The organism is Pseudomonas sp. UM16, from assembly GCF_050312595.1.
Classification (GTDB): Bacteria; Pseudomonadota; Gammaproteobacteria; order Pseudomonadales; family Pseudomonadaceae; genus Aquipseudomonas.
In genome coordinates this window covers 44,469-60,261 of the sequence record NZ_JBNPJT010000020.1, presented here as the reverse complement: position 1 = coordinate 60,261, position 15,793 = coordinate 44,469, and the positions used below count along the sequence as shown (strand labels likewise).

The following is a 15,793-nucleotide window of genomic DNA, read 5'->3' as shown; positions in this document are numbered from 1 at the left end:
TTCCCCCACACAGTTGCGGCGAATGATAACGGGGTGGCTTGGCTGTGTGCCATAAATGTGGCAGCGCAGCGGACGCTCCCGGAAATAAAAAAGCCCCGACCAGGTCGGGGCTCTTCGTTTAGCCAGGCTGCACCTTAGTGGTTGGCAGTCTTACCGGCAGGCGCTGCTTCTTTGCTGCGCCAGTGCGGCAGCGAGTTCCAGTAGCGCTGGCCTTTGGCATCGTCGTACATGCCTTCCCAGCGAGCGATAACCAACACGGCCAGGGCGTTGCCGATTACGTTCAGGGCGGTACGGGCCATGTCCATGATACGGTCGACACCGGCGATGAAGGCCAGACCTTCCAACGGAATACCGACGCTGCCCAGAGTCGCCAGCAGCACCACGAAGGACACGCCAGGCACGCCGGCAATACCTTTGGAGGTCACCATCAGGGTCAGCACCAGCAGCAGCTGCTGGCTGAGCGACAGGTCGATACCGTACAGCTGGGCGATGAAGATGGCCGCGATGCTTTGGTACAGGGTCGAACCGTCAAGGTTGAACGAGTAGCCGGTCGGTACCACGAAGCTGCAGATGGCTTTAGGCGCACCGTAGGCTTCCATCTTCTCGATAACGCGCGGCAGCACGGTCTCGGAACTGGCGGTGGAGTAGGCCAGCACCAGCTCGTCCTTGAAGATGCGCATCAGCTTGATTACCGAGAAGCCGAACAAGCGGGCGATCAGGCCAAGCACCATGAAGGCGAAGAAGGCGATGGCGAAGTAGACCAGCAAGACCAGCTTGGCCAATGGCAGCAGCGAAGCAAAACCGAAGTTGGCAACGGTCACCGCGATCAGTGCGAATACACCGATTGGCGCGTAGTTCATGATCATGTGAGTGACCTTGAACATGGCTTCGGAAACGCCCTGGAAGGTTTTCACCAACGGGTCGCGAATCTCTGCCTGCAGGCTCGACAAGCCCAGGCCGAACAGCACCGAGAAGAAGATGATCGGCAGCATTTCGCCACGCATCAGCGCTGCGAAGATGTTCGATGGAATCAGGTTGAGGATGGTCTCGATGAACGCATGTTCATGCTGAACCTCAGCCGCAGTGGCCTGATACTTGGAAATATCGACGGTACCCAGGGTACTCATGTCGATACCGGCCCCCGGGTGGAACAGGTTAGCCAGAACCAGGCCGACGACGATCGCGATGGTGGTGACCACCTCGAAGTAAATGATGGTCTTCAGACCGATGCTGCCCAGTTTTTTCGCGTCGCCTACCCCGGCGATACCCACGATCAGCGACGAAATCACGATCGGGATGACGATCATCTTGATCAGGCGAATGAAGATGTCACCAGCAGGTTGCAGGACGTTACTGATCCACCATGCCTTTTCTGCACTGAAATGATTCAGTAAAGCGCCGATCGCAATGCCCAGTACCAGACCGATGAGGATCTGCCAGGCGAGGCTTAGCTTTGCCTTCTTCATGTCGTTACCTTTTCTTCAAGTGGACACGGGCCCCTGGCTGATAACCGCGACCCAGAGCTGTTGTCAGCGTCAATGATCGTGATGGGCTATCGACAAGCGACTCCGTAAAAGGTCACCGCAAGCGAGCGTATGAACGCTCAGGCCAGCGAAAAAAGGCGCAACTATTCCCACGTGAGGGGGGGCCGTCTAATGCCGTAAACGACTACCCCATGCCGAATCGGCATGACCTTTTCTTCTCGAAACGAGCGTCCCAGAGGGTTGGTCGAAGGACGTTCGGAATTCCGACGATGGCCAAAGCGCCACATTTCGGCAGATTTGCACGTATCCACCTGGATGCAAACATCGGTTGTTCGACAATCCGAATGCGTGAAATCACCTCGACTCGACCCTCTCGCTGAGGTGAAAAAATATCGATGTACGGTCACGCTGAAATATGCGTAGGACGCGTATGGCAGGCAAATAGAAAGGAGGGGAAAGTGAAGGGAAACTGCCAAAGCGCTACGGAAGTCAGATCAAACGTCTCCCGCTGAGGGCGCCGCCTGACCTGAAACTTCCGCTACCGCTTACTCCGACCCGGCCCTCATCGGGGGTACTCCCTGTACCCCTAGGCCCCTCCGATCCTGAAGCAATCAGAGCAGCCCGGCCCCTTGGTCGTGCGCCAACCTTCCTCAGGTGGGCGCATCATAGAAGCGTGAATCGCAAAAAGGTTCAGCTTCTATCTATGTACGTGGATGCCCGGTCGCATTCAGTACCAGTTCGGATCTCGTTTGAGTTGCTCCTGCAATAACTTCTGCATGCCTTCATCTGGCTTGCCCAACCAACGGTAATCGGCGTGGCGGGTAGGGGATTTGTCGCCTGGAAGACCTTCGGGAACCTCGACCAACATCCCGTAGGCGTCCTCCTTATCCCAGCTGAAGGCCACGATAAGTCGCTTGTTAATGCACTTCTGCGCGGTTTCGCACAGGGGACCGACCAGAAACCTATCGCCATCTTCCTCGACAGCCGACATTTGTTGCTCGGAAATGCCACTGAGGTTGAGAACCCAGTCGGGCAAGCGCTGTTCCTTCTCAACCACGTCATGCCAAGTTTCTTGGTATTCGGGGTCCGAGGCCAACAACTGGTTGACCCGGACCTGGCCGTCACTGGCCGCCATTGCCGTTGTACTGCCGCCCACCAGCAGGGCGGTAGCCAGGGCTCTGTATAGCGTCCCTTTCATAATCAACCTCTGCCGCGACGACCGAAGAAGAAGGAAGCCACGAACAGCACCAGGAAGACAATGAAGAGGATCTTCGCGATACCGGTAGCGGCGCCGGCGATACCACCGAAGCCCAGCACGGCAGCGACAATGGCGATAATCAGGAAGGTGATAGCCCAACTTAACATGGTGATTCTCCTTACCGTTTTGAAAAAATCTCTACTGACAATCAGAACACCCAACGATCATTTTTGTGGGTGTTGCCATCCGCCTGAGCAGTGTTGCTCGCGGCATGTCGCGTCAGCGTTGTAAAGGCAGGCGCCGGTGCCTTGAGCATCGATTCCGCTCGGATCACAACCTCACGAGTCTCTTCTTCGACGTGCCAGCTGTGGTAGAGCTGACCGGCAATCAAGGTGAGCAGCAGTGCCAGACTGAGAAACAGCCCCTGGCGCATCTGAAGTGGAGATATCTGCACTAAGGTGGCGGTGTGGCGGTTCATGCCGTGCTCCTCCTGCTGCATTCATTGTTGTCTTGAAGGAGTTATTGCAGGCTGCATGCCAGTCTTTGCTCAAATAAATATCTATATAAATCAATTGGTTATGAAATTTCAAAAAATCCAGTGGAGCGTATCCTGCACGATGCCCTTGTTTGCCTCGTGCGATTTGCATGATCAGCCCTGTACCTTGCTGGCCACCTTGAGCATGTCTGCGTCTACCCCGCGCACCCCGCGAATCTGCCGGGCGACTTCAACGGCGATAGTCTTCTGCTCGCTGCTGACTACCTCACCAGACAGCCTGACCACCCCCTCCTGAGTGGTTACCTTGATGTTCGGCCCATCAAGATTGCGGCTGTACATAAAACTGGTCTGGACCTTGTCATTGATCCAGGCATCGCTGAGTTGCGGGTCGCTCCTGATCTCCTGCTGCTCTTTGCGCAGCTTGGCCATATCGGCGGCGTTCAAGCTGATCAGGTTGTTGACCAGAAACACGCCTTCGGTGGACGTGGCAAGCACACCTGCCAGCTCCTTGGCCTCGGCACTACTCACCTGGCCACGCAAGGTGACTACGCCTTCGCGACTTTCTACTTCTATAGGTGCGGCCTGGGTATGAGTACTCCATAGCAACCTCGCGCGGATGATCGCCGCCAACGTCGCGTCCTCAAGACGTTGTGCATAAGCACGACGCTCCAGCGCCTGCTCGACCAGCTCAGCGTTAACCTGCAAATCGTTCTGGACCTTTTCAATACCAAGGGTCGCTAGGGCTACCTGTTCGGCAAGCTCTCGTTCAACTTCGTTTTCAACCTGGCCTTGTAAATGCGCCGTTGCGCCTTGGACCCGGACCTCGATCTTGAATGGATTGAGCAACCGATTCAGAGCCAGGGCCGTCTGCAACGCACCTTCCTGGCGGGCTTGCTGAAGGTTGGAAGGAACTGGCTCGGCGGCGAATGTGGCCACTGGCAATAACAGAAACACGGCAGCGGCGATTGCCAATGGATTGGGAACAGGCATGAGTAAGCCTCCGGTGGGTCAGAACCTTGTTGGACAGCATCCAAGGCGGCAAGGTCCTGCCGAGGCCATTCCCCAGTATTCAAAGGGTTAGATATGTCATAGGCCAAGGGCTACCATGCATAGATCGGAATAAATCAGAAAGGAGCATGCAACTTGCCCGATTTCTCCGGCACTAATAGAGAACATTCTTGAAGGAGCGTAGGAAAAATGGAAGCAGCCCAGGAATACAAAGGCCGTATCCTGTTGGTAGACGACGAATCTGCCATCCTGCGCACTTTCCGTTATTGCCTGGAAGACGAAGGCTACAGCGTGGCCACCGCCAATAACGCCAACCAGGCCGAAACCTTGCTTCAGCGCCAAGTGTTCGATCTGTGTTTTCTCGATTTGCGCCTAGGTGAAGACAACGGCTTGGATGTCTTGGCCCAGATGCGCATTCAAGCACCCTGGATGCGCATCGTTATTATCACGGCTCACTCAGCAGTCGACACCGCCGTTGACGCTATCCAGGCGGGTGCAGCTGACTATCTAGTGAAGCCGTGCAGCCCCGATCAATTGCGACTGGCTGCAGCCAAGCAGCTGGAAGTGCGCCAACTCTCGGCCCGTCTGGAAGCCCTGGAAGGTGAGGTCAACAAACCCAAGGACGGCCTGGACTCGCACAGCCCGGCCATGATGGTAGTGCTGGAGACCGCCCGCCAGGTCGCCACAACCGACGCCAACATCCTCATTCTTGGTGAGTCCGGCACCGGCAAGGGCGAGCTGGCCAGGGCCATTCACGGCTGGAGCAAGCGTGCTCGCAAAGCTTGTGTGACGATCAATTGCCCTTCGCTTACCACCGAATTAATGGAAAGCGAACTGTTTGGCCACAGCCGCGGTGCCTTTACCGGTGCGACTGAAAGCACCCTAGGGCGGGTCAATCAGGCTGATGGCGGCACCCTGTTCCTCGACGAAATCGGTGATTTCCCGCTGCCCCTTCAGCCCAAGCTTTTGCGCTTCATTCAAGACAAGGAATATGAACGGGTCGGTGATCCGGTTACCCGCCGTGCCGACGTACGCATTCTCGCTGCGACCAACCTCAACCTTGAGGACATGGTCCGCGACGGTCGCTTCCGTGAGGATCTGCTGTATCGCCTGAATGTCATTACCCTGCACCTGCCGCCACTGCGCGAACGCAGCGAAGACATCCTCACGCTCGCCGAGCGCTTCCTGGCCCGCTTCGTCAAAGAGTACTCGAGGCCCGCACGCGGCTTCAGCGACGAAGCGCAGGTGGCACTGCTCAACTACCGTTGGCCGGGAAACATTCGCGAACTGCGTAACGTGGTCGAACGTGCCAGTATCATTTGCCCTCAGGAGCGCGTTGAAATCAGCCATCTGGGTATGGCCGAACAGCCGGCCAGCAATGCCCCGCGTATCGGCGCGGCACTGAGCTTGGACGAGCTGGAGCGCGCGCATATCGAAGCCGTGCTGGCCACCAGCGAGACCCTCGATCAGGCGGCCAAGACCTTGGGAATCGATGCCTCGACCCTGTACCGCAAGCGTAAGCAGTTCAACCTATGAAATGGGCGATGAAGCTGCGAACGCGGCTTTTCCTCAGTATTTCGGCGTTGATTACCGTGGCATTGCTTGGCCTGCTATTGGGGCTGGTCAGCGTCCTGCAGATGGCCAGTTCACAACAGGCGTTGATCCAGGAAAACACGGCGATCCTCGATCTGGGTCTGAAGCTGAGGCAAAACCTCGGCGAACAACTGACCTTGATGCTCAACGAGTCCCCCGACCGCGATGCGCTGGATAACCTGCAGACGCAATTCCAGGACTTGCTGGATGAAGCGATGGACAAGGAAAGCGACAGCGCTTCCGGAAAAGATTTAGCCAATACCAACGGCCATTATCAGCGCTACCTTCAGGCGTTTCGCGATACCCCCGTGCCGGCCCGCGGCATGGCCACCGACCAACCACTGGGCCAAACTTTCGGTGTATTGCGTAGCGATCTTGTCAACGCCCACAAGCGTGCCCTGCAGCACATCAATGAAAGCGAACAGCAGTCCTACGACCGTGCCTTGCTGATTTCCAGCCTGCTCGGTTTGGTCGGTCTGGCGGTGTTGGTTCTGGGTTTTGTCACCGCCCACGCCATCGCCCGCCGTTTTGGCCTGCCAATCGAAGCCTTGGCCAAAGCTGCTGACCAAATTGGCCAAGGTGACTTCGAGATCACCTTACCGGTCTCCCACGCCTTGGAGGTAAACCAGCTGACCCGGCGCTTCGGCCTGATGGCTCAAGCCTTGCGTAAACATCAGGCCACCAACGTCGATGAACTGCTCGCCGGTCAGCAGCGCTTGCAAGCCGTACTCGACAGCATCGATGACGGTCTGTTGATTATCGACCGCCAGGGCCACCTGGAACACATCAACCCCGTCGCCCAACGGCAACTGAACTGGAACGACAGCCACCTTGGACGTGGTTTGGGCGAAGCACTGAAACGCCCCGAGCTGGATGAGCAACTGCGTCTGGTACTACGCGGCACCAGCCTCGACCGTGTACCGGAAGACCTGAGCCTGGAAATAGATGAAGAGACTCGTCTATTGGCCTACAGCCTGACCCCGGTGTGCCATCCCGAAGGACAGATTCTCGGCGCCGTCATGGTGCTGCACGACGTTACTGAACAGCGCGCCTTCGAGCGCGTACGCAGCGAGTTTGTCCTGCGCGCCTCTCACGAACTACGCACGCCGGTGACAGGCATGCACATGGCGTTTGGCTTGTTGTGCGAACGGCTGAAATTTCCACCACAGGCGCGTGAAGCTGATCTGCTCACCACCATTGGCGAAGAAATGCAGCGCCTGACGCAGCTGATCAATGACCTGCTGAACTTCTCCCGCTACCAGAGCGGCCAGCAAAAACTTGAGCTTATGCCCTGTGCGGTCGATGAGTTACTGGCCCGTGCTTGCGAGCGCTTTGCCGCACTTGCCGAGGAAAAGCAGATCAACTTGCAGGTGGACCTGGCCGCACCGCTGCCGCATATCCAAGCCGACCCCGCGCAGTTGGATCGAGTGCTGGACAATCTGTTGGACAATGCCGTACGTCACACACCAGTGGCCGGCAGCATTCGCCTGCACGCCAGACGGCATGCCGAGCGAGTGATTATCAGCATCGAAGACAATGGTGAAGGCATTGCCTACGGCCAACAGGGACGTATCTTCGAACCGTTCGTTCAGGTCGGGCGCAAGAAGGGCGGGGCGGGCTTGGGCTTGGCGCTGTGCAAGGAAATCGTGCAGTTGCATGGCGGCCGTATGGGGGTTTATTCGCGCCCCGGCCAAGGCACTCAGTTCTATATGGCCCTGCCCGTCTGAGGGTGACTGGCATCAGGCTTCATCATCAATTCGCCGTGGGGTCATGCGTCGGCCGCGGGTGATCAGCTCGACGAACTGACGGGCACTGAGGGGATGCGCAAACAGCCACCCCTGACCGTAATTCACCCCTTCACTGTTAAGTAGCAAGACCTGGTCTTCATACTCGATACCTTCAGCAATAACCCGCAACTGCAGCGCGTGAGCCATACGGATGATATGCGGCGCCACACCGCTGCTGGCGGCGTCATGCCCAAGGGCATCAATGAACGCCTTGTCGATTTTCAGGCAGTCCACAGGCAGGGTCTGCAGGTACGCCAGGCTGCAGTAACCGGTACCGAAGTCATCGATCAACACCTGGTGACCCACCGCGCGCAAGGCTTGCAGGTTGTCGCGGGCCACCACCACATCGATCAACCCGCGCTCGGTGACTTCAAAAGCGATCTGGCTGGCAGAGACATGATGCAAAGCCAGTAAACGCGCCGCGACCCGACCAATCCTCGGCACCATCACATCACAGGCTGCGAGGTTGACCGAAATATACAGCTGTCGGTTGGCCCGGAGCGTCTGGCCTAGCTGCTCAAGCACCCGCTGCAGAACGAAATCGGTGATCTGGCGGATCTGCCCGGTATTTTCCGCCAGCGGGATGAACAGGTCGGGGCTGGTCAACGAGCCATCCGGGCGGCGCCAGCGCACCAGGGCCTCAGCCCCCACGCAGCGGCGGCTGTTGAGTTCGAAAATCGGCTGGTACAGCACCTGCAACTCGCCGCGGCGCAAGGCCCCTTGTAATTCCGAGCTCATCGAACGGCGTTGACGCACCAATTGCAGCACCAGCCAACCAAGGCACCACGCCAATACCAAACTGCCGGGAAACAGTAGCCAGAGCACGCCGTTCATCTTCAACGGCAAACTGGCGCGTGGCGCAATCAACACCAATTGATAATCCGGTGACTTGGTCGGCATGCGATAGATCAGGCGGTCGGGCAATTCCAGCAGCGCATCCGTGGAGTCTGGTGGCCAATCTGCCGAAGGTGGCCAGGCCTGGGGCGGACCCAGCACCGGAACGGCCCGTGCACCATTATCCAATACCACCAGCAAGCTACCGTCCGCTGGCAGGTCGACGACATCGGTCAAATGCCCGCGAGAGGTCGAGACCAGAAACTTGCCTCGACCGAGCATCAGCGCGGCAAGGTTGTCATTGGGTTCGCTGGTGGTGTTGAGCCAGTAGCTATAGGTCGGCCCACCAATGTCTGGAGGCCGCAAGGGATTGATCGTGCGCTCACCAATCCGATTCGAACAGGCAACCGTGCCATCGACATAAGCCGCTTCGTAGACAAACCGATACTTGAAGCCAACTTGTTGCAGCACCCCGAGCATCGCCGCATCACAGCCGCGCAGTGGTTGTGCCTGCAGTTCGTCGACGCCTTCGCGCAACTGGCCGAAGATCTGCTCCAGACGCTCGAGGAAACGCTCGCCCTTGGCATTCATCTGCTCACTTTCGCTCTGCTGCGCCTGGTGCATGGCGACACCAATGCTGGCGACCAGCAATAAAATTGCGCTGGCCGAAGCCGCAAGTGTGGCTAGTAACCAGGGACGATAGAGCAAGTGGCGCAGCACGGACAGGGTAGCTGACATCGAGGCATATCCAGTTGAATACCAAGAGGTATAGCAACTGCCGGTGAAATCAGCCTGCCCGTTTGGCGGCGCCGTCATTTAGCGGCTGTTGAGCACCTGCAACATCGCCGCCGTTTGCGCATCCGGTACGCCGTCAAAACGCTGGGGACGAAAGCGCATCTGGAACGCCGCCAGCACATGCTTGGTGCTGACGTCGTAGACGCCGGTCTGTTCAATGGCATAACCAAAACGCGACAATTGCTGCTGATACCAGGTGATACTCGGTGGATTGACGCTGAAACGCGCCTGCTGCTGGGCAACTGCCCGCGCATCCGGCCAGACACCCAGGCCCGCGTCGGCCAGGCGCTTCCAGGGGAACATCGGGCCTGGGTCCAGTTTGCGCGACGGCGCGATGTCGCTGTGGCCAATGATGTAGCGAGGCTGGATGTTGTTGCGCTTGACGATATCCTTGAGCAACGCGATCAACGCCTCGATCTGTGCTTCGGTGTAGGGGTGCCAGACCCGACCGTTCGGTGTATCGGTAAATCCCGGGTTGACGATTTCGATGCCAATGGAGCTGGAATTGAGCCAAGTGCGGCCATCCCACTGACTGTCACCGGCATGCCAGGCGCGTCGGCTTTCATCCACCAACTGATAGACGGTCGCAGGCGAGTCACCCACCAGGTAGTGGCTGCTGACTTCGCCGTGAGTCAATAATTGCAGGGAGCGCTCCAGCGAGGCATTGGTGTAGTGCAGGATGACAAACTGAATGCGTTCGTCCTGATTGACCGAAGGGTGGCTGCGGTCAATTCGCAAGCCACTGCTGCAACCTGCCAGGGTCAACAGCAGGAGCGCGGTGAGTATGGCTTTCATGGAGAAGGGCACGTGTGATGATCTGCAATGCAATAGCATAACGTATCCGCGTGACCACCACTTATCCCAGTTCGACTCGATTTCTGCCCAGATGTTTCGCCCGGTACAGGGCTTCGTCGGCGCGCTTGAGCACCATCTCACTGCGCTCTCCAGAGCGGAAAGCGCTGATACCGATCGACAGTGTAATGGTCACCCGCTCGCCCTTGAAGTGGAACGGGCAGGCCTCAATTGCCGCCCGCAGACCTTCCGCCAGCTGACAACCGGCTGCCATCGCCGTCTGTGGAATAAGCAGCACAAACTCTTCACCACCGAAGCGGGCGATGAAATCTCGGCTACGCAGGCGTTTGCGCAACACGTTGGCGACAATCTTCAGGACCTTGTCGCCAGCTAGGTGACCATAGCTGTCATTGATGCGCTTGAAGTGATCGAGGTCGAGGATCGCCATCAACAGATGACCGCCGTTTTCCTGCCACTCCAGCACCTCTTGCTCCACTCGCTCAGACCAGGCCGCCCGGTTGGGCAGGCCAGTAAGAGGGTCGATCAGGGCCTTTTGGCGCTGCTCCTCAAGGTGTTCGCGATAGCCCATGGCTTCCTGTTCCATGCTCGCGACACGTTCGGCCAAGCCTTGCAGGCGACTGGCCATGTCCTGCTCACGCTGATCACGCTGGTGCTGATGCTCGTCCATGGTGCCAAGCAGGCCTTCCAGGCGGTTTTCCAGGATGTGCTTGAGGCTGTCCAGATCCGCAGCCCCCTGCACACTGCTTTGCAGGCCATCAACGTGTTCGCGCAGCTGGTTGTCCAGATCGCGGGCAGCGGACGTATTGTCTGCATGACCTTCACTGGCCTCATGCAAATGACTCTGGAACGACTCAAGCCGTTCGTTGAGTTGCTGCAGATAAGCCTCGAACTCATGCTGTCCGCTGTCGTTGATCGCCAACATCAGTACTGCCAGGTCATCCAGCACTGGCAACAGCTCGTACCAGTTCAGGCCATGTTCCAGGCGTTCGCGCACAGACTGGGCCTGAGCCTTGTAGCGCTCAGGCAGGGTCAGGTCATCCAGCAGGCCAAGCAGGGTTTCTTCGATGTGTGTGGCGACCGAGCTGTAGCTGGGTTCAGTACCGTCCGGCAGGGCGTAGTGCGCCTCTTCGTCCTCTACTGGAAGCACTTCGGGCTGATCGTTTTGAGGCTCGTCTGGACGGTGCTCGAGCAGCGCCAGTACATCCTGCTCACTCTCTCCTGGCCTTGGCTCGACCTCGGGTTCAGCATTTGCTGGCAGCGGGGGTGCCGCTTCGATCACCGGCATTTCGCTCGCGCCTGTCGTATCGACTGCTGACGGCAACGGCTCGACCATAACTTCGTCGGTAACCTCCAGCGGCTGCAATTCGTCGACGTCAACAGGCGCTTGCGGCGGCGGCACAGCTGCCGGCGAAAATTGCGTCGGCGTCGACTGCTCTGTCACCTCAGGCTCAACCGAGGTGGCAACAGCCAGCGCTGGCTGCAAATTATCCGTTTCACCTTCACGGTTGCCAAACAGACGCTGCAAAAGGCCTGGTCGCTGTGGCTCTTCAGGCCGCTCAAGGGCCGACAGCGCCTGGCCTTGCAAGCCACTGAGCTCGCCCAGCAGCAGCGGCACCTCACGAGGCTGACTGGCGCGGGCCTCTACTTGCTTGGCGAACTTCTTCAACGGGCGACTGACATCACTGGGTAACGGCAAGGTCTGCAGTTGGCTAACCAACGAGGTGAGGGCGCTACTGACTTGAGCAACACGGGTCTCGCGGCGCTGCTCGGAGTCGAGTACGGCTTTTTCCAGGCGCGGGATCAACCCCGCGAGGGCAGCGTCCATGTTGTCGGTACGAATGACTTCGCGCATTTCCTTCATGCACTGGTCCACCGCGCGGTCGCTACCTTCAGCGGCCAGGGTGCTGCGCACCAGACCACGGCGCAGCAGGTCGAGGCGGGCTTCCCAACGGCGCTCGAGCTTGTCTTGCTGTTCGATGCTCTTGAGGTACTTTTCTTTCCAGCGCTGGGCTTCGTCGGTCATGCCTGGGTCCGCAGAGGGGTGATGGCAATTAGCTCAAAGCGGGCAGGGTATCCACAGCAAGGGCATCAGGCAAACGAATCTCAACCGCGACCGGAAGATGATCGGAAATAGGCTGGGCCAGCACCTCTACCCGTTCCAGGGTCAGGCTTGAGCTGAGCAAAATGTGATCAAGGCAGCGCTGCGGCCGCCAACTAGGGAAGGTGGCTTGCACCTGAGGAGCGACCAGGCCCAGATCGCGCAGTGGCGAATGCTCAAGCAGGTCAGTGGCGTGGGTGTTCATGTCGCCCATCAACACCTGATGACGGTAGCCGCCGATCAATTCGCGGATGTAGGCGAGCTGCAGGGCACGAGTCTTGGAACCCAGTGCGAGGTGCATCATTACTACGACCAGCGCATCTTCGCCTTCACCGAAACGCACCAGAATCGCTCCGCGTCCAGCCGGGCCGGGCAGGGGGTGATCTTCAAGCAGTTGCGGCTTGAGACGGCTGAGCACGCCATTGCTGTGCTGGGCAAAGCGCCCGAGGTTACGGTTGAGCTGCTGATACCAGTAAGGGAAGGCCCCCAGCTGGGCCAGGTGTTCGACCTGGTTGACGTACCCCGAGCGCATGCTTCCGCCGTCAGCTTCCTGCAGCGCCACCAGGTCGAAATTACCGAGCAGGTCACCGATCTTCTGCAAGTTGCCAGCACGCCCGTTGTGCGGCAGCAAATGCTGCCAGCTCTTGGTCAGATAGTGCCGATAACGTTCGGTACTGATGCCCACCTGGATATTGAAACTGAGCAGGCGCAGGCGCCCATCCTCGGGCAGGCCATTAGCCTGCAGGTGATGTTCGTTGACCCGCGGGTCGTGCAGGCCAACGCTTCGCTCAGCTCGCCAGCGGCGCATGCTAGTCGCCGCTTACTTGGCGGCGCGCTCCTTGGCGATCAGGAAGTCGGCAACATTGAGGACGCCTTCAGGGCCTTGGGCAGTACCGAGGTCAAAGCGGTATTTGCCGTTGACGACCATACTTGGTACGCCAGTGATTTCGTACTTCTTCGCCAGCTCTTTAGCCTTTTGCACCTGGCCTTTGATGGCGAAGGAGTTGAAGGTGGCGAGGAACTTGTCCTTGTCGACACCTTGAGTGGCGAGGAAGTCGGCCATGTCATCAGGCTTAGTCAATTGCTTGCGCTGATTCTGGATCGCATCGAATACAGCAGCGTGAACTTTGTGCTCGACACCCATGGCTTCAAGGGTCAGGAACATCTGGCCGTGGGCATCCCATGGGCCGCCGAACATGGCCGGGATACGCTTGAAGTTGACGTCTTCTGGCAGTTGCTCGGCCCATGGGTTAACCACCGGCTCGAAGCTGTAGCAGTGCGGGCAGCCATACCAGAACAGCTCCACGACTTCGATCTTGCCTGGCACCGACACCGGTACCGGGGTGCTCAGCTCAGCATACTGCTTGCCAGCCTCGATAGGCTCGGCAGCCCCGATAGGCTGTGCAGCCTGGGCAGTCATACCGAAGACGCTGGCGGCGACCAACGTGGCGCTGAGAATCAGATTACGCATGCTTCACTCCTGAGCAGTCAATTTGGTCGCCTCGACACGACCTGCAGTGAGACAGGTCGAAGCGGGCCCGAGTTCGTTAGTGTAACGGCAGCGGGCACAAAAAAGGGCGGCCGAGGCCGCCCTTTTCATCTTTACGCTGCAGTATTAACCCAGCGTTAACGTTGTCGCGACAGGCGGGATCAGTGCAGACCCTGGATGTAGCTGGACAGCGCTTCGATGTCCTTGTTGCTGAGCTTGGCAGCGATGGTGCGCATGGTGGTGGCATCGCCATCATTGGTGCGGTTACCTTCGCGGAAGTCGGTCAGCTGTTTGGCCACGTAGGTAGCGTGCTGGCCACCCAGGTGCGGGAAGCCGGCCAAAGCAATGCCTGCGCCATTGGGCGAGTGGCAGCCGGTGCAGGCAGGCAGGCCTTTCTCGATATCACCGCCATTGAACAGGGCACGACCATGCTCGACCAGTTTCGGATCAGCAGCACCGACGCTGCCTTTCTGGCTGGAGAAGTAGGCAGCGATGTCCGCCATGTCCTGATCGTTGAAGGCGGCGAGCATGCCGGTCATTTCCAGCACGGTGCGCTTGCCCGACTTGATGTCGTGCAATTGTTTTTCCAGGTACTTCTCACCCTGGCCTGCAAGTTTCGGAAAGTTCGGCGCCATGCTGTTGCCGTCCGGATTGTGACACGCGCCACATACAGCAGTTTTGGCCTGACCAGCAGCGGCATCCCCTTTGATAGGCTCTGCGGCATTGGCGGCACCGGTGACGCCCAAGGTCAACAGCAGACTCACGAGTAGTTTGTTCATCAGCTAATCCAACTACGGCTAAGGGTGAAAGAGTTATGTATCGGGACTCCGACTCATCCAGTGGATGATCGCCTGGTAGTCCTCGGCACTGCAGTCCATGCACAATCCACGCGGCGGCATAGCCTTGAAACCCTGTGTAACATGCTTCACCAGCGTCTCCATCCCCTGCGCCAGCCGTGGCTCCCATGCTGCCTGGTCACCCAAACGCGGTGCCTGTGGTAGCTGTCCGGCATGGCAAGCGGCACATGCTCGCTTGTACACTGCCTGGGGATCCTGTGTAGCCTGAGCGCTGAAAAACGGTATCAAGACACCTACAGCAAGCAGCCATTTCGTCATACGAACGACCATTCAGGGTTGGGGGTTGCACTGCGTTCTACTGCGCAAGCTTGAATCAACCGCCCCCGTGCACATCCTCCTACGCCGGGATAATGCGCACACAAAAACTGGGGCATTATATACTCCCGTTACTGAAACGGAAATGACACCGCTTGCCGAGACCCCCTCGCGCAACGCCCAACCGGATAAACCATGCAAGTCAAAAACCCCATTCTCGGTCTCTGCCAACAGGCCAAATTCGCCCTCAGCGCTGCCAAGGTCGACCAGTGCCCGGATGACCAAGGCTATGAAGTGGCCTTCGCCGGCCGCTCCAACGCCGGCAAGTCCAGCGCCCTGAATACCCTGACCCACGCCAGCCTGGCTCGCACCTCGAAAACCCCGGGGCGGACCCAGCTGTTGAATTTCTTCAGTCTGGACGATGAACGGCGTTTGGTCGACTTGCCCGGCTACGGTTATGCAAAAGTACCGATTCCGCTCAAGCAGCACTGGCAAAAGCACCTTGAGGCCTACCTGGGCAGCCGCGAGTGCCTCAAGGGCTTGATCCTGATGATGGACGTGCGCCATCCGATGACCGACTTCGACAAGATGATGCTCGACTGGTCTCAGGCGGCAGGCATGCCCATGCACATCCTGCTGACCAAGGCCGACAAGCTGACCTTTGGCGCCGCCAAGAACACCCTGCTTAAAGTGCAGTCGGAAATCCGCAAGGGGTGGGGCGATACCGTAACCATCCAGCTGTTCTCGGCGCCCAAGCGCCAAGGCCTGGAAGAGGCCTACGGCGTGCTGGCGAAGTGGATGGAACTGGCTGACAAGCCCGCAGAATAAGGGCTGCCCGGTGAATTCCGGACAAAAAAAACCCCGGACTTCGTATGGGGAGGGGGAAGTTCGGGGTCCAAGTTCCGGACCGCTAGGGCGGGGTCCAGATATCTGCCAACACTTAACACAACATAGGAGCATCGAAGGGCTTCACCAGCCATTCAGTTACTCTGAGTCGTGGTTCACCGGTTTAGTTCCGAAGGTTTAGAAACTATTTGCGATAGGGCCAACATCTTTTCGCGCTAACGGCCCTGAGGCGAGAAAAGC

Annotated in this window: 15 protein-coding genes; 3 read left to right on the top strand and 12 right to left on the bottom strand. The window is 58.4% G+C overall.

Features of this window, described 5'->3' with window-relative positions; translation table 11 throughout:
* Window positions 1-134: 134 nt before the first annotated feature.
* The 5 genes from gltP to ACQRAX_RS21585 all read right to left on the bottom strand — a co-directional run bounded on the left by gltP (window position 135) and on the right by ACQRAX_RS21585 (window position 4,168).
* Window positions 135-1,466, bottom strand: a complete 1,332-nt coding sequence (gltP, locus tag ACQRAX_RS21605; RefSeq protein WP_045186517.1) for a glutamate/aspartate:proton symporter GltP — start codon at window positions 1,464-1,466, stop codon at window positions 135-137.
* Window positions 1,467-2,211: 745 nt separating this feature from the next.
* A complete protein-coding gene (locus ACQRAX_RS21600) occupies window positions 2,212-2,682 on the bottom strand; it encodes an inhibitor of vertebrate lysozyme family protein (protein WP_412041288.1) in 471 nt (156 codons plus the stop codon).
* 2 nt (window positions 2,683-2,684) lie between these two features.
* Entirely contained in the window at window positions 2,685-2,849 is a 165-nt protein-coding gene (locus ACQRAX_RS21595; protein ID WP_009401691.1) for a DUF1328 domain-containing protein, read from the bottom strand.
* A 41-nt stretch (window positions 2,850-2,890) separates the two neighbouring features.
* On the bottom strand, window positions 2,891-3,160 hold the full coding sequence (locus tag ACQRAX_RS21590) for a hypothetical protein (RefSeq protein WP_412041287.1): 270 nt from the start codon (window positions 3,158-3,160) through the stop codon (window positions 2,891-2,893).
* Between the two features lie 171 nt (window positions 3,161-3,331).
* Entirely contained in the window at window positions 3,332-4,168 is an 837-nt protein-coding gene (locus ACQRAX_RS21585) for a BON domain-containing protein (protein ID WP_412041286.1), read from the bottom strand.
* A 207-nt stretch (window positions 4,169-4,375) separates the two neighbouring features.
* Here ACQRAX_RS21585 and algB point away from each other — a divergent pair, with 207 nt between their 5' ends.
* Both algB and ACQRAX_RS21575 read left to right on the top strand, forming a co-directional pair.
* Window positions 4,376-5,722 carry a sigma-54-dependent response regulator transcription factor AlgB gene (algB, locus tag ACQRAX_RS21580; RefSeq protein WP_412041285.1) on the top strand — a complete coding sequence of 449 codons (1,347 nt, stop codon included), beginning with the start codon at window positions 4,376-4,378 and terminating at the stop codon, window positions 5,720-5,722.
* The gene (locus tag ACQRAX_RS21575) at window positions 5,719-7,506 is read left to right on the top strand and encodes a KinB sensor domain-containing domain (RefSeq protein WP_412041284.1); all 1,788 of its coding nucleotides are present in this window, start codon (window positions 5,719-5,721) and stop codon (window positions 7,504-7,506) included. Before algB ends, ACQRAX_RS21575 begins: the two co-directional genes overlap by 4 nt.
* A gap of 12 nt (window positions 7,507-7,518) precedes the next feature.
* Here the strand turns inward: ACQRAX_RS21575 and ACQRAX_RS21570 are convergent, their stop codons facing one another.
* From ACQRAX_RS21570 to ACQRAX_RS21540, 7 genes are all read right to left on the bottom strand, one after another.
* Window positions 7,519-9,138: an EAL domain-containing protein gene (locus ACQRAX_RS21570; RefSeq protein WP_412041283.1), complete on the bottom strand. Its 1,620-nt coding sequence runs from the start codon at window positions 9,136-9,138 to the stop codon at window positions 7,519-7,521.
* 78 nt (window positions 9,139-9,216) lie between these two features.
* Entirely contained in the window at window positions 9,217-9,990 is a 774-nt protein-coding gene (locus tag ACQRAX_RS21565) for an N-acetylmuramoyl-L-alanine amidase (RefSeq protein ID WP_412041282.1), read from the bottom strand.
* A 61-nt stretch (window positions 9,991-10,051) separates the two neighbouring features.
* Window positions 10,052-12,031 carry a GGDEF domain-containing protein gene (locus tag ACQRAX_RS21560; protein ID WP_412041281.1) on the bottom strand — a complete coding sequence of 660 codons (1,980 nt, stop codon included), beginning with the start codon at window positions 12,029-12,031 and terminating at the stop codon, window positions 10,052-10,054.
* Between the two features lie 28 nt (window positions 12,032-12,059).
* Window positions 12,060-12,914 carry an endonuclease/exonuclease/phosphatase family protein gene (locus ACQRAX_RS21555; RefSeq protein WP_412041280.1) on the bottom strand — a complete coding sequence of 285 codons (855 nt, stop codon included), beginning with the start codon at window positions 12,912-12,914 and terminating at the stop codon, window positions 12,060-12,062.
* 12 nt (window positions 12,915-12,926) lie between these two features.
* Complete coding sequence (gene dsbA, locus ACQRAX_RS21550; protein ID WP_412041279.1) at window positions 12,927-13,577, bottom strand: thiol:disulfide interchange protein DsbA; 651 nt, start codon at window positions 13,575-13,577, stop codon at window positions 12,927-12,929.
* Between the two features lie 179 nt (window positions 13,578-13,756).
* Entirely contained in the window at window positions 13,757-14,374 is a 618-nt protein-coding gene (locus ACQRAX_RS21545) for a c-type cytochrome (protein WP_203476999.1), read from the bottom strand.
* Window positions 14,375-14,407: 33 nt separating this feature from the next.
* A complete protein-coding gene (locus tag ACQRAX_RS21540; RefSeq protein ID WP_045186497.1) occupies window positions 14,408-14,710 on the bottom strand; it encodes a c-type cytochrome in 303 nt (100 codons plus the stop codon).
* Window positions 14,711-14,902: 192 nt separating this feature from the next.
* Between ACQRAX_RS21540 and yihA the strand changes: the two genes are divergently transcribed.
* The gene (yihA, locus tag ACQRAX_RS21535) at window positions 14,903-15,535 is read left to right on the top strand and encodes a ribosome biogenesis GTP-binding protein YihA/YsxC (protein WP_412041278.1); all 633 of its coding nucleotides are present in this window, start codon (window positions 14,903-14,905) and stop codon (window positions 15,533-15,535) included.
* The last annotated feature ends 258 nt before the right edge of the window (window positions 15,536-15,793 follow it).